This window comes from Heyndrickxia sp. FSL W8-0496 (assembly GCF_038007825.1).
In the GTDB taxonomy this organism is placed as follows: Bacteria; Bacillota; Bacilli; order Bacillales; family Bacillaceae_C; genus Heyndrickxia; species Heyndrickxia oleronia.
Genome location: NZ_JBBOXX010000001.1, coordinates 1075978 through 1094886, shown reverse-complemented (window position 1 = coordinate 1094886; position 18909 = coordinate 1075978). Strand labels below are relative to the sequence as shown.

At 35.5% G+C, this 18909-nt stretch carries 18 protein-coding genes and 1 riboswitch; of the genes, 9 read left to right on the top strand and 9 right to left on the bottom strand.

Annotation, left to right across the window (positions count from 1 at the left end; translation table 11 throughout):
* Nucleotides 1-81: 81 nt before the first annotated feature.
* The 6 genes from NST63_RS05555 to NST63_RS05530 all read right to left on the bottom strand — a co-directional run bounded on the left by NST63_RS05555 (nt 82) and on the right by NST63_RS05530 (nt 9414).
* Nucleotides 82-2091, bottom strand: a complete 2010-nt coding sequence (locus tag NST63_RS05555; protein WP_212944717.1) for an S-layer homology domain-containing protein — start codon at nt 2089-2091, stop codon at nt 82-84.
* A gap of 186 nt (nt 2092-2277) precedes the next feature.
* The gene (locus NST63_RS05550; RefSeq protein WP_078110326.1) at nt 2278-2445 is read right to left on the bottom strand and encodes an aspartyl-phosphate phosphatase Spo0E family protein; all 168 of its coding nucleotides are present in this window, start codon (nt 2443-2445) and stop codon (nt 2278-2280) included.
* 144 nt (nt 2446-2589) lie between these two features.
* On the bottom strand, nt 2590-4590 hold the full coding sequence (locus tag NST63_RS05545) for an LTA synthase family protein (protein WP_341041528.1): 2001 nt from the start codon (nt 4588-4590) through the stop codon (nt 2590-2592).
* Between the two features lie 92 nt (nt 4591-4682).
* The gene (locus NST63_RS05540) at nt 4683-5414 is read right to left on the bottom strand and encodes an SH3 domain-containing protein (RefSeq protein ID WP_341041526.1); all 732 of its coding nucleotides are present in this window, start codon (nt 5412-5414) and stop codon (nt 4683-4685) included.
* A gap of 224 nt (nt 5415-5638) precedes the next feature.
* Nucleotides 5639-6892 (bottom strand): DUF5068 domain-containing protein, encoded by a 1254-nt coding sequence (locus NST63_RS05535; RefSeq protein WP_341041525.1) that lies wholly within the window; start codon nt 6890-6892, stop codon nt 5639-5641.
* A gap of 344 nt (nt 6893-7236) precedes the next feature.
* On the bottom strand, nt 7237-9414 hold the full coding sequence (locus NST63_RS05530) for a 5'-nucleotidase C-terminal domain-containing protein (protein ID WP_341041524.1): 2178 nt from the start codon (nt 9412-9414) through the stop codon (nt 7237-7239).
* A gap of 352 nt (nt 9415-9766) precedes the next feature.
* Here NST63_RS05530 and NST63_RS05525 point away from each other — a divergent pair, with 352 nt between their 5' ends.
* The 9 genes from NST63_RS05525 to NST63_RS05485 all read left to right on the top strand — a co-directional run bounded on the left by NST63_RS05525 (nt 9767) and on the right by NST63_RS05485 (nt 16765).
* Entirely contained in the window at nt 9767-10366 is a 600-nt protein-coding gene (locus NST63_RS05525; RefSeq protein WP_058003506.1) for a hypothetical protein, read from the top strand.
* An 84-nt stretch (nt 10367-10450) separates the two neighbouring features.
* Nucleotides 10451-11218 (top strand): energy-coupling factor transporter transmembrane component T family protein, encoded by a 768-nt coding sequence (locus NST63_RS05520; RefSeq protein WP_180212067.1) that lies wholly within the window; start codon nt 10451-10453, stop codon nt 11216-11218.
* A complete protein-coding gene (locus tag NST63_RS05515) occupies nt 11215-12075 on the top strand; it encodes an energy-coupling factor ABC transporter ATP-binding protein (RefSeq protein ID WP_341041522.1) in 861 nt (286 codons plus the stop codon). Before NST63_RS05520 ends, NST63_RS05515 begins: the two co-directional genes overlap by 4 nt.
* A complete protein-coding gene (locus NST63_RS05510; protein WP_445663894.1) occupies nt 12072-12908 on the top strand; it encodes an energy-coupling factor ABC transporter ATP-binding protein in 837 nt (278 codons plus the stop codon). Before NST63_RS05515 ends, NST63_RS05510 begins: the two co-directional genes overlap by 4 nt.
* 56 nt (nt 12909-12964) lie before the next feature.
* A riboswitch (TPP riboswitch) is annotated at nt 12965-13074 on the top strand.
* 115 nt (nt 13075-13189) lie between these two features.
* Complete coding sequence (locus tag NST63_RS05505) at nt 13190-14182, top strand: ABC transporter substrate-binding protein (RefSeq protein WP_341041520.1); 993 nt, start codon at nt 13190-13192, stop codon at nt 14180-14182.
* Nucleotides 14183-14199: 17 nt separating this feature from the next.
* A complete protein-coding gene (locus tag NST63_RS05500; protein ID WP_058003501.1) occupies nt 14200-14490 on the top strand; it encodes a thiamine-binding protein in 291 nt (96 codons plus the stop codon).
* Nucleotides 14490-15263, top strand: coding sequence for an ABC transporter permease (locus tag NST63_RS05495; protein ID WP_078110335.1), 774 nt, complete (start codon nt 14490-14492; stop codon nt 15261-15263). Before NST63_RS05500 ends, NST63_RS05495 begins: the two co-directional genes overlap by 1 nt.
* On the top strand, nt 15256-15996 hold the full coding sequence (locus tag NST63_RS05490; RefSeq protein ID WP_212944725.1) for an ABC transporter ATP-binding protein: 741 nt from the start codon (nt 15256-15258) through the stop codon (nt 15994-15996). Before NST63_RS05495 ends, NST63_RS05490 begins: the two co-directional genes overlap by 8 nt.
* Complete coding sequence (locus NST63_RS05485; protein WP_341041519.1) at nt 15989-16765, top strand: TatD family hydrolase; 777 nt, start codon at nt 15989-15991, stop codon at nt 16763-16765. The genes NST63_RS05490 and NST63_RS05485 overlap by 8 nt, the downstream gene beginning before the upstream one ends.
* A gap of 141 nt (nt 16766-16906) precedes the next feature.
* On the opposite strand, the gene NST63_RS05480 is transcribed toward NST63_RS05485, so the two are convergent.
* From NST63_RS05480 to NST63_RS05470, 3 genes are all read right to left on the bottom strand, one after another.
* Nucleotides 16907-18238, bottom strand: coding sequence for a 6-phospho-beta-glucosidase (locus NST63_RS05480; RefSeq protein ID WP_278890405.1), 1332 nt, complete (start codon nt 18236-18238; stop codon nt 16907-16909).
* 25 nt (nt 18239-18263) lie between these two features.
* Entirely contained in the window at nt 18264-18596 is a 333-nt protein-coding gene (locus NST63_RS05475; RefSeq protein ID WP_212944728.1) for a PTS lactose/cellobiose transporter subunit IIA, read from the bottom strand.
* Between the two features lie 73 nt (nt 18597-18669).
* Complete coding sequence (locus NST63_RS05470) at nt 18670-18906, bottom strand: hypothetical protein (RefSeq protein WP_058003495.1); 237 nt, start codon at nt 18904-18906, stop codon at nt 18670-18672.
* Nucleotides 18907-18909: the final 3 nt, after the last annotated feature.

The window sequence follows — 18909 nt, the reverse complement described above, 5'->3', positions numbered from 1 at the left end:
GTGAAGGAAAACTTCGACATTCTCAGCCCTTTTATCTATGGCAATTAACTTCAATACAATTATCAAAGTTAATGCAGTCTCTTATTTCAATGCTCTTGTTAAGAACACACTAAACTCAGCTCTTGTAATTGAGTTATTTGGTCGATACGTTCCATCTGGATAGCCTTCAGTAATTTTCAATTTTGCAATTGAGTTGATTGATTGATAGGCAAAATGTGAACTAGGAACATCTGAAAAATATTTATTATTTTCATATGGTAATTTAAATGCACGTTGAATGAGAACTGCCATTTCGGCACGTGATAATTTACCATTTGATACAAATTTGTCCTTTTCACGACCTTTAATTAAACCTGCATTTGCAGCCGCTGCTATTTCTTTGTAATACATATCAGTTTTCGAAACATCTTTAAATCCTGGATCCTTCACATTGCTTGTATCCAATTTTAACGTTCTAGTCAGCATGACAGCTGTTTCGCCACGACTAATCGTATTGTTTGGTTTAAATGTCCCATCTGGATACCCCGTAATAATTCCCTTTCTCACTAATTCTTCAATTTCTGTTTTCCCCCAAAAGGAATTACTAACATCTTTAAAGGATGATGTACTATTATCAGCTATCTCAATATTTACAGTTGTACTAACATTCCCGTATTTAACTTTAATCGTACCCTTTCCAGGCTTCTTAGCTGTAAATGTATTGCCAGAGACAGAACCTAATTTATTGACATCTTCTAAAGATAAATCACTCTCTGAAAGTTTAACAGGATTATAGTAAGTATCTACAGCAGTACCCGGTAGAATTTTAATAGAGTCACCAACATTTAGTTTTCCCTCTTTAGACTTCTTCACTGTAATTGAGCGAACTTCACCTTTAGGAGCTGTGGAAACAGCCATTAATATCGTTGATACTGTTCTTTCCACTCCGTCAGACGGTTTATTAGCTAGACGTACTGTGTCAGTACCAGGATAACGAACCGCCATTGTTGTAGATCCACCACCATCAAGATTTAATGCACGATCAGCACCCATACTTACTAGGTAGTTTGCAAACTCTGTTAAATTCATTCCTGTACTATAGCCGCTTTGTCGTCCATCTACAGTTACAAAAAAGACTTTATCACCTGTTTTATTAATAGCGACAGCAGTTCTCGGCGCTCTCGTTACAGCTTCCGAACTGTTTGGATTCATCGAAAGGGACACACGTCCATCTTTTACAAGCATCGGACCACTAGCGACCATAAATGAGGAATCCTTCCATTTCGAATCAATATCGATCGAAAGGGTAATACTATCTCCCACCATTACATCTTTTAATTGGTCTGAGCCTTTTCCATTCCCTGAAATAACGACACCATTTTTCGGGATTATTGTTTTTGTTTTATCTCCTACATTGCGTACCTGTTCAACTGTACCTGTTACTTGGCTACCAAATTCAAGAGTAGGTGCTTCAGGAAATGTAACAACTACCTCTGTTCCCCATTCATTTGTATTTGTTGTTTCACTAGGGAAATATGGGGTATATAAAATAGTATTATTTGTTGATCGTTCTTTATTTGTACTAGTAATCTTGTATGTTTTCCCATTATGTACATAATTCATACTAAGGTCATAATGATCAATTTGACCTTTGCCATTACTATTCATTCCAAATGCAATTGGTTCATTTATGTATTTGTCTTTGCTACTTGATATCGTTCCTGCATGAACCAATTTATTATTTTGTGATACTAGATTAATAGGTGCTCCTAGATGAAAAAAGGATGCATTAATTGCGCCAACAACTAGATGCCCATCATAATGATGCTCTAATGCATGTGTCGTTGTCTTTTTGAGTTTATTCATAATACTAGATACGCCAACTTCGACATTTGTGTATGGATCATTAACATTTACCTCCATGACACGTACGGCTTGTTTTCTAGTAGATTCAGATATTCGAAAATCTGTATAATTAACTCCAGAAGATACTTTAAATTGTTCATTTACTGTGGCTGCTGAGGCTTTTAGTGGACTACCAGTCGAAAATGCCCATAATAAAAGCAATCCGACTTGCATCATACATGCTATTTTTATAATCCGAGATTTCACAAAAATTTTCTCTCCTTTCACATAGTTGTTAAAAGTTCCCTATTCTATTATAAACTTGTAAACTAGTAAAACCAATATGAAACTCGAAAAATAGCGAAAAAGAGAAAAAGGTGCTAGATGTCACCCAGTTTATGGGTAACATCTAGCACCTTTTTTGAACTTTGCATCAATAAGCAAACACTATAGTTAATTCATACTTTTCATTTGATAATGATAAATCAATTTATCAAGCTCTTTACTAAAAAACAAGGTCTCTTGATCTTGGAACCCCTTTTTCATTCCACGTTCAATCATTTTCTTTCTCAAAGATTCTATCTTCTCTTTTAATTGGAAATACGTGTTTTCACCTATCATGCATATTTCACCTATTTTCTTCTAGATTTAGGAAGTAGATAGTTCTTTTGTATTATTATGTACAATCCTGCGATAATTTAAAATAGTTTCGACAATACTTCTATTGATATTACAATTTTCTACACTAACAAAAAAAAGATGGCATCATTTGCCATCTTTTTTGAATAATTTTATTAAATTTCCTTTTAATATTGCGTCTGATATTTCTAATTGATCGGTCGCTTCCTCATAATCCTTTTTGCATGCGTCTAAAGTTGTTTTATTTTTCGTCTTTGTATCAAAGCATGTCCCATTCTCAAATTTACCATCAAGGGATGGTTGATAATAAACATGATTAGTCGTATATGCCCCCGTTCTAAAGACAACTAATCTGTTATCTTCTTGGAACAGAGGTGTACCCATCATATATTTTCCTTTCGGTGATATACCTAATAAATGCATAATTGTTGGGGAAATATCAATTTGCCCGCCAACCTGCTGATAAACTCCAGCTTTTTCGTTACCAGGTAAATGTATAAACATTGGAACTTCTCCCTTCATTTGATTGAAGGTAAGATCCTCACCTTTTGCACCGCCAAATTGAGCAATTTCACTATCTGCTTTCATTAGTCCACTATCGTGGTCACCATAGAAAATAACAATTGACTCATCCCATAATCCATCTTTCTTTAATTGTTCAATAAATGTCCCGATTGCTTTATCTACATAGTGGACAGACTGTAAGTAATTTTTAAACGTACCGTCTTGGTATCCATTTAGATCTAACTCTTGATAGTTGGACGGTAAATTATATGGATGATGACTGGATAACGTAATTAAGAAAGAGTAAAACGGACTTTTTAATTTCACCATTTTTTCAGCTGATTGTCGAAGCATCGATTCATCTGAAATAGACCATCCTAATTTTTCATCCTGCTTAAATGTATCTAGACTATAAAAAGTATCAATTCCAATGGTTTTATACATTAGATAACGATTCCAGAAGCTTGGCTTATAGGCATGAAATGCTGCTGTCTCATAGCCATTGTCTTTCAAGGTCTCTGGTAAAGCAGTAAATGTATTACCAGAATAGTTAATATAGGCCGACCCTGTATACAAAGGATAAAGAGAAGTATTATTCAAAAACTCTGCATCCGATGTTCGCCCAGAAGCTGTTTGATGATAAAAATGATTAAAATACATGCTTTCTTTTTTCAACTTATTTAGATTTGGCGTAATTTCTTGGCCATTCACCTTTTTATCAATGAAAAAGTTTTGGAATGCCTCGACTTGGACCGTTATGACATTTTTCCCTTTTGCTATACCATAATAGGGAGTTTTTTGGGAAATTTTCTTTTGATGATCCGTAAACCATTCCTGTATATGATTCTTTTCCTTTTCACTAATTGTATTTTTATGAAGGACATTTTCATTCACAAATTTATAAAGATCAAACCCATGAAAGCCTAGTAGACCCGTTACTTCATAAACTCTCATATTTGATAAGGTTTTTTCAAAAAGATAGCCTCCCCCTTTTGCAATAAAAACCTTCATCGGATAGGCGACTAGTAAGTATCCAACTGCAAATATGACAACTGCGCTAGCAGCTCTAGTTATTCGTTTCTGTTTCGATGCTTTTGTTCTTTTTACTTTTTTGAATACAAAAATCGTAATAGGAATAAGCACAAGAATATCAATAAAAAATATCCAATCAATTCCTGAAAATAAATTAGAAATACTATTTCCTAATGCACCAACTTGTCCAATTTGTAGCAGTACATTCGCTGAAATCAAATCTTCAAAGTAACGGAAATAGATTAAATCAGCAAATATCATAAAAGTAATCAAGAAATTGAGTATGACTAAAGATAAAAATCTCGCTCTTCTCGGCAAAAAGAGAATCCAGAATGATAGGAGCAGTATTGCACCTAAGCTGATCATGACGATTCCTTTTCGAAGTAGATCTAGGCTATCTCCATTCCAATGTAGGAGCCAATCGAAAAAAGTCGATAAATATTGAACTGTTCCTTGTTTTACAAACACTGTCCCCGTTAAGCGAGCAAATAAAAATAGTTTAAAAGTAATTAGAAATAGAAACAAAATGTAATCTATATAATGAAGGAAAAAATTGGACAACGCTTTCAAGATATTTTTCAAATACTTCAATGGCTCTTCACACCCCTTAAGCAAAAATTATTCGATAAAGAATAGTATAACACATCTTTTTTTGCTATAAGAGGGGTGGATTGAGCCACCCATTAATCATTAAAATTTCGTTCGTATTTATAAACCTTCCAGTTTTCTTTTGTGCTTTCCTTAAGTAGATACAGTGTACTTGTATGATTTCCACTGAGTTCATCGACCATAAATTGGGATACTTCAAGATATTCCTTCCCATTTTTTTTATAATACTTGATGGTTGGTTTTTTCGGTTGGTACTCTAGTTTCCAGTCAATCGTGTCAAGAGAATAGCCCCAAATTTCTGTTTCAATGACATGAAATAGCTGATTCCCATTTTTATCTTTCCCCGCTGTTCTCATTTGTTGCTTAAAATACTTATCTATGTATGAAGTCGTGTAGTGTGGAGACATCATGGCATAGATTTGTTTTTTTGTGTAGTTTTTTTCCCACGTTTTTCTTTGTGCTTTAATAACTTTATCGGTAATTCCCTTTGCTACAGAGGAATTCATTTGTAAGTGTACACGTAAGTACTGGCTAGAAACATAGCTTTTCTTTTTGTTATACCTTATTTCGGACCAGCCATTTTTAGTTTGGTAATAAACGGTAACAGTTGCCCCATTTTTCAGAGCACCAATACGTTTATATTGTATTCCTGGTCCACTCCTAACATTTAATGTTCCACTTTCTAAATCAACTGTTCCAACTTGAAGTGAGGCTGCCTTTGGATCACCTGTAAAAAAGAGCATTCCAATCAATGGAAAGGTTAAAACAGTACAAATTACCAACTTAAACAATCTTGAAATCTTCATTATTACCTCCACTTTACAAAATTAACATTGTGATTACTTATTTGTATTCGTGGAATAAATAAATGATTACTATATAAAAAATATAGGCTAATTCAAATGTGAATGACTTACAAATTTTCCCCAGTACAAAAGTGCCTTTCATAAAAAAAGCAGCTAATCTGTTTTTTCAAAGATTAGCTGCTTTTTAACAATGATTCTCAAAGCCTATTTTCAATAGATGTTTTTTATCGAGGTAAAGTAAATGTTACTGTCTTATCCTTAAATAAACCTTTTCCATCCTCCCCATAAAAAGGACCAAATTCTAAATCAAATTTCTTAAATATACCAAATTCATCTTTATTAAATAAGAAGACATGAAGCTTCTCGCCTTTTTCACCGGCTTTTATCTCTTTAGGGTTACTAGGCTCTACCATCCCTTGAGAAAAAACAGTTGCACGATTTTTATCAATTCTTAATTTCGAACCAATATTCCAAATGGATACTGGTTGATTGGATTGATTATCTATATTTAATTTCACGGTTAATGCAACGATACCACTTTCATTAAAATTTCTAAAACGTTCTTTGCTGGCTGCAGTTGGCGTAATATCCGTATATTGAACACCTTCAAGAGTCACTTTTACATCTCCAAGCCGCAAGGTTTTATCAATACCCGTTTTTTCAAAAATCATCTTTTTATCCGCCATATTGTCCATTGTTAAACGATCTTGATAAAATTTTGGCTGAGTAGCAATTGCTTTCTTCTGCTCACCACTATAAATAAAATCATATGCGGGAGAATCCCCTCTGAAGCTTCCTTTAAATTGGTCGTTATCAGCAACTCCGCCCTCGATAATATATTTAGGTTTTACTGTTTTCATTGTTTCAAATTGTTCATTCGTAAATAAGAAATTTAATAAACCAGTAACTTTCTCACCTGCTGCAAATAAAGATACTTCATCCTTTTCCTTTTTAATCGTATTAATTTGTTGATCTTCTGAGACAAAGGATTTCCAATTTGATGAAACATAATCATATTGATCAGTCAATTGAATTCTATGAAAATTTGTATAATACATTGGTTTACCTGTATTATTTTCTAGGGTTACCTTTGCTGTTACGACATATCCATCCGTTTGATCTTTAAATGGAATGGTTACATCAGGATTCATATCTGTTACCTTAACAATTTGATATTCTTCCACATTTACCTTGAAGCCATCCATTTCATGGCTAAAATTTGGTTGATTATTCGAATATACTACTTCAACATTACCTTCTGTTTCCTTAGCAATCGCTGGGTTTAAAATCTCTCCTGAGTCTTTAGACTCTTCTTCTTTATCTACGCTTTCCTTCTCTTTCTTCTGTATATCACTTTTTATTTCCGTAGTTTTCGGCTTCGTTTCTTTTTCTTTTGAAGCCTTTTCACTGCTTCCACATGCCGCAAATAAAAGCATGGATGAAATAATTGCCAGTGTTAAAATTACTTTTTTCCCCATACAGCTTACCTCCATAATCAAATCAATATTTTTGATTATAGAGGAAAAAATAGGTAGTTACTAGAATAAAAAGGAAGCGTTTATAGAATTAGGAAAATTAACCCAGTACTTTTGTAATCATATTGGCAGGAATGAAGTAAACACTACCAGTCATGAAAATTATTCATTGCAAATGCTGATATATCAGAGGTAAATAAAAGGAACCTTTGTTACCGAATTTGATATTAAGGTGGATGATCCGATGTATCAGATTCTTTTTACTCTATCTACTAACAAAAATATAGAGCCTTTAAAAAGAAAAAAGGGGCACCTAAGCCCCTTCTTTCTATCAATCTATAAATATTCTATGGCTTTGTAATATCAATTATCCTACCATCTGTCTTTGGTTCAATCGTTTTGTTTGGTTGAGAATCTAAGTATTCCTTAAAGATTTCCCAGTCTACAAAGCCAGGTTCACTTAATCGTCCTTCAGATGATGCTTTTTCAAATACAGTAAAGCCATCTCCACCTTTAGCCGTAAAAATATTAGTAGCTACATAATAGTTTTGTTTTTCATCTAACGGGACAAATTGCCCGTTTTTGTCTTTCACCTCAATGGATACAACTTTTTCTCCTGCATTTTTACTGCTGTCATATGTGAACTTTAAACCAGCTACTTGTAAAAAGCCACCGAATGGTTTAGGCGCATCTTTCACACTATGCTCTAGAGCCGCTTTTATCTCAGCACCTGATAGATTCAATATTCCTAACGAGTTTCCAAATGGGAGAATTTCAAGAATTTTTGCCACTGTTATATTACCTGCGTCCACTGAAACACGAACATTTCCTCCATTATGGAAAGCAATCATAGTATCCGGATTGATCTTTTTGGCCTTTTCCAAAATTCCTTCAGCAATAAAATCGCCTAAATTCGTTTCCATTGTCCGTGCAGCTGGATTTCCTCCTACCAATTCAACATTTGTTTTTCCAACTACAAGTTCCTTCTTTGCATCTACTGCTGGCTTATATTTCGTTGCTAAAATTTCAGCAGCCTCAGGATCATCCTTAATTACATATTGATCATCCTTCTTTTCATTAAGGTCTAGAAGCTTTCCAGCATATCCAATAACCTTTCCTTTTTCATCAAACTCTACATCAAGAGTTCCTAGGAAATTACTATATTCATTAGCTTGAACAATGATGGTCGGTTCAGAGCCCGTTGTATCCTTCACCGGTTCTGCTAGTTTCGTATGTGAATGCCCACCGACAATGACATCGATCCCTTCTACTTCTTTTGCCAATGTCAGGTCATTGTCACCACCGCCATCATCGAAGCCGATATGGGTAAGAGCAATAATTTTATTAATTCCTTGGCTTTCGAGCTGTTCAACCGCTTTTTTTGCTTCTTCAATATAATCTTTAAACTCTACATCCCCAGGGCTTGAAATATCCTTTGTTTCAGCTGTTGTTAAGCCGAATATCCCTACTTTTTCCCCATTGATTTCTTTAATTATACTATTGTATATTTCCCCATCATTCGCAGTAGTAGCTAACTCATTATGGTATCGATCCTTTAAGTTGACATCTTTTGAGAAATCAGCATTGGCACTAACAAACGGGAACTTTGCATTTTTTACGAATTCGGCTAAAGGCTTTGTTCCTTGATCAAACTCATGATTGCCAAATGTCATCACATCATAGCCTATAAGGTTCATAAACTCTAAATCTGCCTGTCCTAGGTATTCATTAAAATAGAGCGTTCCAGAGAAGACATCACCTGCATCTAGTAATAATGTATTCTTGCTTTGTGACCTAACTTCTTTAATTGCTGTAATTCGTTTTGCAATATTATCTAAATGAGCATGTGTATCATTTGTGTGCATTAATGTTAGCTCAAAATTTCCTTCTTTCTTATCTCCACTATTTATTGCACGAATAAGTGCCGTAATAAATTGTCCACGCGTCACTTTCGCTTTCGGATTGAAGACCTTCTCTACCGTAATCCCATTTTCGGCGAGAATGGTGATATCCTCTTGATATTCCTTTCCCGCTTTATTTAAATCGGTTACTTTTATATTAGAATCTTCCACATGTTTTAATTGAAAGGCTTGAACTAATATCTTTGCCATTTCCTCACGTGTTAATATTGCTTTATATTGAAGATTATCCTTCCATCCAGAGAAGATACCATTTTTCCTAACCTTTAGGGCATTCTCTCTTAACTCATGATCCTTTGGAAGCTGATCGACATCTTTGAATTGTTGAACTCCTGTCGTATCTACTTCTCCTAGATTGCGTCCTAAAATCAAGACAGCATGCTCACGGGTTAATTGTTGGTTTGGATAAAAATAAGTGTTTCCATTCTTATTTGCCCCTTTGATTAAACCAAGCTCGACTGCCTTTAGAATAAAGTCTTTATATATCCCAAATTGATTTTCATCAGCAAATGCTGATTTATTCTCTGCGGCCAAAGCCGGGGAAATACTTGATGCTGCAATCGCAACTGTCACCGATCCTATTAAAAATTTGTTTCGATAACCCATATATTTATTTCCTCCCATCAAAATTTAGAAATAGAATCAATTAATGTCTATTAATCTACTCTATTTCTCTTAAAAATAATATTTCAAATTGTCCTAACTTTTGCAACCACCTAAAGAAGGATTTACAAAAAATTTACACAATATAAACAAAACCAATCATCGAATGTCCAGATCCATTCTTGCATATTCTTTATTAATCAAATCCTTTTCCTATTCATAAATATCATACACTCAACAAAAGTTTTTTACTAGTGTAAAGACACTTGTCGTATATTTTTAAAAAGTGTAGTAGAATTAAATCGTCTTATTTTAGTAGATTATTTTTTCAAACATTTATAAGGGGGAAAGAAACATGAAAAATAGTATGTGGTCTTTAAAATTTTCAACTGCTGCACTAGTTCTCATTCCAGCAGCTATAGGGATTAACTATTTAGGTAAATTATTCGCTGGCCTGTTAAAACTGCCATTATGGTTAGATGCGATTGGCACAGTACTGGCAAGTATGCTTGCTGGCCCAATAATTGGGGCAATCTCTGGAATTGCTAACAATATCATTTATGGTTTTACCCAAGATCCAATCTCCTTTGTCTATGCCATAACGAGTGGAGTTATCGGTCTTATTGTTGGTATCATGGCATACAAAGGGTGGATTGCTAATATAGGGAAGGCAATTATGATTGGAATTATAGTCGGTGCGGTCGCAGCAACGATTTCCACACCGTTAAATATGATATTTTGGGGAGGACAAACGGGAAATGTATGGGGGGATGCACTGTATGCTTACTCTATCGCTCATAACCTACCTCAATGGCTTGCATCATTTTTAGACAGTATCGTTGTTGATGTCCCAGATAAAATCGCAACAGTTATTATTAGTTATCTTATTTTCAAAGGACTTCCGCAAAATTTAACAACAATCTATAACAATCAGAATAAGATTGAATCATTATAAAGTTGACAATGGATATGGCTGTCTATTAAGGTGTCTACTCTTTAATAGATGGCCTCTTCTATCATGCATTTTTGGAGGGATACTATGAAATCTATGACACTGTATGTTGAGAGAAATTCTCTCATTCATCACATTGATCCATTGACTAAGCTCTTATATGTTTTCGTATCAATTGCAGCCACATATATTATCCCTGATCTTAGAGCTGCAATCATCACAACTTTTATCAGTATCCTTTTACTATTAATAGGAAAGGTGTTTCGAAAAATTTTACCCATTCTAGGGGTCAGTTTCTTATTAATTCTTTCGATCATTATCGTGCAAAGTTTATTTCACCCCAACCGTTCTACACCTTTCGTTGAAATTGGAGGATTTACTATTTACAAGGAAGGAATCTCCTATGCATGTCTTTTGGTCCTGCGAATATTTAATATGCTCTGCGCCTTTGGATTACTCATTTTAACTACAGAGCCAGATGAATTAATTGATTCTTTAGTAAAAAAAGGCATGTCGCGGAAGATCGGTTATGTATTCTTGTCTGTCTTACAAATTATTCCTCAAATGCGTGCGACAATGGGGAAGATCATCGATGCACAAAGATCTCGGGGGATGGAAACAGAAGGACATATATTGGTTCGTTTAAAGTCCTTTTTTCCTTTAATTGGTCCTGTCGTTCTTAATTCACTTAATGATACAAAGGAGCGTGCAATTGCCCTTGAAGTCCGTGGATTTAATGCAAAAGGGAAAAAAACTCATTTTAAAAAAGCGAGGAAATACCCCTATAGTAAAAGCTTGAAATTCACCTTATTTTTGGCCTTTATCCTAATCATTGTTGGGAGGTTAACCATATGAATAAAATACGTGTAAACGACTTGAAATATCGATATCCTCACTCAGAGAAGCTTGCACTTAATGACATTTCATTCGAAATCAAGCAAGGGGAATTCATAGGGATCGTTGGAAAAAATTCTTCCGGAAAATCCACCCTTTGCTATGCGCTAACAGGACTCGTCCCACACTTTTTTAAAGGGGCCTATGGTGGACAGGTTTTCATTGATGATTTAGAAGTCATGAATACTGAAATCTGTGATCTTTCATTGAAGGTTGGACTCGTTTTTGAAAATCCATTTTCTCAAATTACTGGTTCAAAATTTACGGTAATTGATGAAATCGCCTTCGGGCTGGAAAACATGGGAATAGAGCGCGAAGAAATGAAGACTCGCATTGAGGCGAGCTTAAAATTATTAGATATTGAACATATAAAAGAAAAAAATCCCTTCAGCCTTTCCGGAGGTCAAATGCAGCGTGTAGCGATTGCAAGTGTACTCGCAATGCGACCAGATATATTAATATTAGATGAACCAACTTCCCAGCTGGATCCCCAAGGTTCGGATGAAGTCTTTAAGGTAGTTGAAAGCTTAACTAAAGAAGGAATGACAGTCATTATGGCTGAACATAAGATGGAGAAGCTCGCTCAGTATTCGGACAAAATCCTCCTATTACACGAGGGAAAGCTCATTGATTTTGACACCCCGAAAAAGATATTTTCCAAAAAAGATATATTGGATTACGGGGTTTCTCCTCCTATTTTCACAAAAATTGCTCGGGCTTTAAATATTTTTAATAAAGAGGATAGTTTACTTCCTGTGACATTAAATGAGATCTTAACAATCGGTCATATCCATAGTGAACGGGGTGAAAAAAAATGATGCGAATAATTATTAAAGATCTTCATTTCTCCTATTCACTTGAATCTCCTATTTTTCATGGGATAAATCTCGAGATTTCAAATCAAAGCACAGCTCTGATAGGTCAAAATGGAGCAGGGAAAACCACTCTTGTAAAATTATTAAAAGGATTATTGACTCCAAGTTCAGGTGAAATTTTAATTAATGGCATCAATACGAAAGAGCAGACTGCTGCAAAATTAGCAAAAACAATTGGGTTAGTCTTTCAAAATCCTAATGATCAAATTTTTAAAAATCGAGTAATGGATGAAGTGATGTTTGGGCCATTAAATATAGGACAATCAGTTAAAGAAGCAAAACAAAATGCAACAGAAGCACTTGAAATGGTTGGACTCAATGAACATGCAGAACGAAATCCTTATGACTTGAGCCTTTCACAACGAAAATTGGTAACGATTGCCTCTGTCCTTGCAATGCGAACAGATATCATAATTTTTGATGAACCGACTATGGGACAGGATCATGATGGAAAGGAAAAGCTTAAAAGAATTATACGACATCTAATTCATGAGGGAAAACTTGTCTTATGCATTTTGCATGACATGGATTTTGTAGCAGAAGTATTTGAACGGACAATTATTTTTAACCAAGGAAAAATCCTTTTAGACGGCGATACACGAACCGTTTTTTCCAACGAAGAAATACTAAATATAGCTTATCTAGAACAACCCTATATTACCCAATTAGGTAAACAGCTTGGCTTTACTGAAACATTCTTAAATGAAGATGAACTTATCGCACAGTGTAAGGCACGATACAATAATATTTCTATTGAATCGCTTTTTCACTTGTAAAAAATAAAAAGGTATGGCATAGTAACGTTGAAAGATTGAAAATTGAATATCTACTATTTAAGTTGTAGGGGGACCAGTGTTGCTGGTTGAGATTGTATCCGTAAGATACTGACTCTTTGAACCTGATCTGGTTGAGACCAGCGGAGGGAACATATTGAATATATTTATTTTGTATGTTTATATGTGCCCTAGGTTAAAAACCTAGGGCTTTTTATTTGAAAGACTAGTCTCTCAGCTACCATCCTTTACAGCTTAGTACAATCTAACAAGGAGGAACTCAATTGAAAAAGTGGTTAATGATTATTGTTAGCTCATTGCTTTTATTAACAACAGCTTGCAGTAATAACAATGATTCAGCAAACAGTAAGAAAAAAGGATTAAAGCATGTGACTGTAGTTTTAGATTGGACACCAAATACCAATCATACAGGATTATATGTGGCAAAGGAAAAAGGATATTTTAAGGATGAAGGCTTAGATGTTGATATTATTCAGCCTGGAGAAGCTGGTGCTGATCAGCTTGTTGCTGCTGGAAAGGCACAATTCGGAATAAGTGCACAAGAAAGTATTACAGAAGCACGAATACAAGGTGTACCGATTGTTTCAATTGCTGCCATCATTCAACATAATACATCTGGTTTTGCTTCTCCAAAGGAAAAAAATATTACTTCACCAAAGGATTTCGAAAATAAAACATATGGTGGCTGGGGTGCACCCGTTGAAAAAGCAGTCCTTGATTCTTTAATGAAAAAAGAGCATGCAGATGTAGAAAAAACGAAGATCATTAATATGGGTGAAACGGACTTTTTTACCGCTGTAAAAAGAGATATTGATTTTGCCTGGATATATTATGGATGGACTGGGGTCGAAGCGGAACTTCGCGGCGAGAAAATCAATATGGTCTATTTAACCGATTACTCTAACAAACTAGATTACTATACACCTGTATTAACGACGAATGAGAAAATGATAGAAAAAGATCCAGAAACGATTAAACATTTTCTTGCTGCGACTTCCAAAGGATATACATATGCCATTGATCATCCAGACGATGCAGCAGATCTATTAATAAAAGCCGTTCCTGATTTAGATTCAAAACTTGTGAAAGCTAGTCAAAAATGGTTATCACCAAAATATCAAGATGATGCCGCGCGTTGGGGCGAGCAAAAACAAGAGATTTGGGAAAACTATGCTAGCTGGATGTATGACAATCATCTATTAGATAAAAAACTAGATAGCAAGAAAGCATTTACAAATCAATATTTACCAAAATAATAGAGGAGTGATTAAGAATGGCAAATGCATTATTAAGTATTCAAATAATCCCAAAGACAAAAAACGGTGAAAATGTGATACCTTACGTAGACGAAGCGATTTCAATTATTGACCGTTCAGGAGTGAAATATCAAGTAAATCCATTGGAGACGACAATGGAAGGAGATTTGACTGAGCTATTTGCGATCGTTGAAAAAATGAATCAACGAATGATCGAGCTTGGCAGTCCAAATGTCATTTCACAAATTAAGGTTCTTTATCAACCAAATGGGGCTTCAATGGATCAATTAACGGAGAAATATCGCTAATGAAGGCGTTACTTCAGAAAGGATGGCGGCCAATTTTGGTCATCATCCTTTTATTCATCATCTGGGAATCAATTACAAAAATATTTGCTATACCAGAATGGCTTCTTCCATCTCCAACACAAATTTTACATGAAGGGGTAACTGGTTGGGATGGGTATTCTCATCATTTACTATCAACCATTCAATTAGCCATTTTAGGTTTTATTATCGGTAGCAGTGTTGGCATTCTTATTGCCATTGGCTTGCATCTTGTTTCATTTTTTAAAGAGGCTTTTTATCCGTTATTAATTATTTCGCAAAATATTCCGATCATCGTCTTAGCACCTTTACTAGTCATTTGGTTTGGCTTTGGGATGCTACCCAAAATCATTGTTATTACACTTGTTTGCTTTTTCCCAATAGCGGTTGCTGCGCTAGATGGCTTTAGGCAAACAAGTCAGGAGTTAAAGCATTACATGCAAATGGCAGGTGCATCAAAGAGGCAATTATTCTGGAAAGTAGAGTGGCCACATGCACTGCCATCCATTTTTTCAGGATTGAAGATTTCTGCAACCTATAGTGTCATGGGTGCTGTTATTTCTGAGTGGCTTGGAGCTAATAAAGGAATTGGTGTTTACATGACCTTGGCTTCATCTTCGTTTCGTACGGATCGTGTGTTTGTAGCAATTTTCATTATTATCTTTCTCGCACTACTATTTTTTGCCTTCATCGTTCTTATCGAAAAAAAAGTGGTTAAATGGCAGCCAAAGGAAGAGGGAAACCATCATGAGTAAATTAGACATACAAAATCTAGCAAAATCATTTGGTGATCTTCAAATAATAAAAGATCTTTCTTTTTCAATCAATGAAGGCGAATTTGTTTCTATTTTAGGACCATCTGGAAGTGGCAAAAGTACTCTTTTCCAAATGATCGGGGGCATTAGCTTACCTGATTCTGGTTCTATTTTAATAGAAGGCCAACAGGTGAATGGGAAACGTGGGGTCATCAGCTATACCCCTCAAACCCCTTCCCTCTTACCGTGGAGAACAATTTTGCAAAATGTTTTACTAGGGCAAGAAATAGCAGGAAAAATCAATAAAGAAAAAGCATTAGAAATGATTGAACGTGCAGGCTTAAAAGGATACGAACATGTCTATCCGCATGAATTATCAGGAGGGATGAAACAACGTGTTTCCTTTATTCGCAGTATGCTTAGTCCTCAATCCATCATCTGTTTAGACGAGCCATTTTCCGCTTTAGATGAATTTACCCGACTCGAAATGCAAAAATGGCTGCTATCGATTTGGTCTGAGTATAAACGCTCCATACTATTTGTCACACACAGTATTGAAGAGGCAATCTTTCTATCTGACCGAATTATTGTTCTTTCCAGCAAACCAGCTACGGTGCAGAAGGAATTCATTGTCCCTTTTAAGCGTCCTAGACTAGAAGATTTGCTATTAACAGAGGAATTTTTACAATGGAAAAAAATGATCTATCAGGAATTGAGGGGTTCTCATGAATAAGCCAATCATAGATGCCCATATCCACTTGGATATGTATGAGGATACAGATGGTATGCGGATAGTAAAGGAACTGGAAAAGTATGGAGTAGAATCACTTATTTCTGTTTCACAGCATTTATCTTCTGCTCATAAAAATTTAACATTGGCACAATGGGATGGGAGGATAAAACCCGCCTTCGGTTTTCATCCCGAGCAGGCTATACCAAAGGATAGTGAAATTGCTGATCTCCAACATTTCATTGATAAACATTTCAATGAAATGATTGCTGTTGGTGAAGTTGGCTTGCCATATTATTTAAGACAAGAGCAAAAGAATATTCCACTTGAACCGTATCTTGAAATATTGCAGTTATTTATTCAGCAAGCCGTTGCTTTGGATAAACCTATTGTTCTACATGCTGTCTATGATGATGCGCCACTCGTTTGCGAATTACTCGAAAAATATTCATATAATAAAGCCCATTTTCATTGGTTCAAAGGTGATCAAAAAACAACTGAACGGATGATAAGCAATGGTTACTTTATTTCGATCACACCCGATATTCTTTATGAAGGAGAAATTCAGCAGCTAGCAAAACAGTATCCATTGTCACAACTAATGGTAGAAACAGATGGACCATGGCCATTTGAAGGACCGTTCAAGGAACAAATCACTCATCCAAAAATGATTCATGAATCGATTCGGAAAATCGCAGAATTAAAACAGATGGACGTTGAAGAAGTTTATCTTGTTTTGTATGAAAACACGAAACGGTTCTACTCCTTATAGGAGATGGAGGATAACGGCGAATTATTCGATTTATCTGCGGGTTTTATAATATATCTGCGAATTACTCGATTTATCCGCGATTATTTGTATTTATCCGCGAAAATCCAGATATATCCGCGAATCCCCAGAAAGCAGCCTTGTTTAAGAAGGCTGCTTTTCATGTAAAAATTGCGGTAGGTGCTCTTTATGCGCTTCCAGCATTTCATCCAAAATTTGTTTTGCCACTGTATCAGATGGTACGAGTGGATTAATTGTCATTGCCAATAATGCCGTCTCATAATTACCTGTTACTGCTGCTTCTGCCGCTACTCGTTCAAATGATTTTATTTGTTGGACTAATCCCCTTACCGCTACAGGTAAATCTCCTACGGAGATCGGTTTAGGGCCATCCTTTGTAATAATACAATTGACTTCTACTGCTGAGTCATTGGGAATACTAGCGATTGCACCATTATTTCTCGTATTAACTGGCTGAATGTCACGTTTATCATTATATATCGAGTTGATTAGACTGCAGGCAGCATCACTATAATAGGCACCCCCACGTTTTTCTAATTGAGGTGGCTTTATGTTCAAATCCGGACTCTTATATAATTCAAATAACTCTTTCTCTAGCTTTTGAACGACCTCTGCGCGTGTTCCTTGTTTTTCTGCTGATTCAAGCTCTTCAGCTAGCATTTCACTCGTTTTATAATAATATCGGTGATAGCCACATGGAATTACACCAAGACCTCGTATAAAGTCAGGTTCCCAAGTAAGTCCGGCAATATTTTTCATAGTCATTTCATTCTTTGGATCTGCCATGCTTTCAATGACCTTATCAAGAATGCTTTCCCCATCTAAGTAAACATTCAAGCCGAATACCATATGATTAAGACCCGCAAAATCTACATGGACTCGATTAGGTTCCACCTTTAATGCTTTGGCAATTCCCATGCGCATTCCAATCGGAACATTACATAATCCAACCACTTTTTTAATATTGCTATAACGTAATACTGCCTCAGTCACCATCCCTGCTGGATTAGTAAAATTCACTAGCCAAGCATTAGGGCATAATTCCTCTATGTCCTTGCAAATTTCCAAAATAACAGGTATTGTGCGCAAACCTTTAAATAATCCACCTGGCCCATTCGTTTCTTGACCGATCACATGATATTTTAAAGGGATTCGCTCATCTTTCGCACGAGCATCCAATGAGCCCACTCTAAATTGTGTCGTAACAAAGTCCGCATCCAATAACGCTTCTCTTCGGTCTATTGTGAGATGGACCTCTATGGGTACCCCTGCCTTTTCGATCATCCGCTTTGCTAGCTGGCCAATAATCTCTAATTTTTCTTTTCCTTCTTCAATATCTACGAGCCAAAGTTCTTTAACGGGAAGCTCATGATAGCGATTAATAAATCCTTCAATTAGTTCTGGGGTATAACTGGAACCTCCGCCTATCGTAACAATTTTTATTCCGTCTTTCATGGTATCCTCCTCAACTTTTAACGTTTCATTTTGAATAAGTGCCCTTTAATGTGTTTATCTCTTGATACATCCGAATCATTTCTTGAACTAAATCACTCATTATTTCCGCACTCATCATCTGATCTTCAGCATGCATGATTAATAAGGAAAACGGCAGCTGAGTGCCTGACGCTTCTTTTTGAATTAATTGTTGATGGGAATGATGTCCTTCGGTTAAAAACTTTCTAGATTCTATTAATTTATTTTCTGCTGCCTTATATTCCCCTTCTCGTGCAGCATATAGGGCCTCCATAACCAAACTTTTCGCTGTTCCCACATTGCTTATAATATGAAAAGCAGCAAGCTCCATTCCTTCCATATACGATCACCCTTTATCAAGCTAATATATTTAGGTGATGGCCTAAGCACATCACCTACTCTTTATTAGTGATTTATTCCACTATTTGAACAGTAAAGTGCAATGCCGAACCAATAGGTGAGTGTTTAAATGTATTTTTAATATGCTTGATCATTTCCTCTTGTGGTAAATCTGATACAACATCCAGTACAGCTCTAATTCTTTCAACAGATTTTAGAGATGTTTTTATCTTTTCATCCTTATAATCTTTAAAAAAATCCTGAACAAATTTAATTTGACCGGCCATTATTTGTACGACATAATGATTCATTTT

Bases quoted from the DNA above. Each gene is read 5' to 3' on its own strand.
- NST63_RS05550 (WP_078110326.1), bottom strand. From the start codon at position 2,445: ATGATAGGTGAAAACACGTATTTCCAATTAAAAGAGAAGATAGAATCT.
- NST63_RS05540 (WP_341041526.1), bottom strand. From the start codon at position 5,414: ATGAAGATTTCAAGATTGTTTAAGTTGGTAATTTGTACTGTTTTAACC.
- NST63_RS05535 (WP_341041525.1), bottom strand. From the start codon at position 6,892: ATGGGGAAAAAAGTAATTTTAACACTGGCAATTATTTCATCCATGCTT.
- NST63_RS05530 (WP_341041524.1), bottom strand. From the start codon at position 9,414: ATGGGTTATCGAAACAAATTTTTAATAGGATCGGTGACAGTTGCGATT.
- NST63_RS05525 (WP_058003506.1), top strand. From the start codon at position 9,767: ATGAAAAATAGTATGTGGTCTTTAAAATTTTCAACTGCTGCACTAGTT.
- NST63_RS05520 (WP_180212067.1), top strand. From the start codon at position 10,451: ATGAAATCTATGACACTGTATGTTGAGAGAAATTCTCTCATTCATCAC.
- NST63_RS05515 (WP_341041522.1), top strand. From the start codon at position 11,215: ATGAATAAAATACGTGTAAACGACTTGAAATATCGATATCCTCACTCA.
- NST63_RS05510 (WP_445663894.1), top strand. From the start codon at position 12,072: ATGATGCGAATAATTATTAAAGATCTTCATTTCTCCTATTCACTTGAA.
- NST63_RS05500 (WP_058003501.1), top strand. From the start codon at position 14,200: ATGGCAAATGCATTATTAAGTATTCAAATAATCCCAAAGACAAAAAAC.
- NST63_RS05495 (WP_078110335.1), top strand. From the start codon at position 14,490: ATGAAGGCGTTACTTCAGAAAGGATGGCGGCCAATTTTGGTCATCATC.
- NST63_RS05490 (WP_212944725.1), top strand. From the start codon at position 15,256: ATGAGTAAATTAGACATACAAAATCTAGCAAAATCATTTGGTGATCTT.
- NST63_RS05485 (WP_341041519.1), top strand. From the start codon at position 15,989: ATGAATAAGCCAATCATAGATGCCCATATCCACTTGGATATGTATGAG.
- NST63_RS05480 (WP_278890405.1), bottom strand. From the start codon at position 18,238: ATGAAAGACGGAATAAAAATTGTTACGATAGGCGGAGGTTCCAGTTAT.
- NST63_RS05475 (WP_212944728.1), bottom strand. From the start codon at position 18,596: ATGGAAGGAATGGAGCTTGCTGCTTTTCATATTATAAGCAATGTGGGA.
- NST63_RS05470 (WP_058003495.1), bottom strand. From the start codon at position 18,906: ATGAATCATTATGTCGTACAAATAATGGCCGGTCAAATTAAATTTGTT.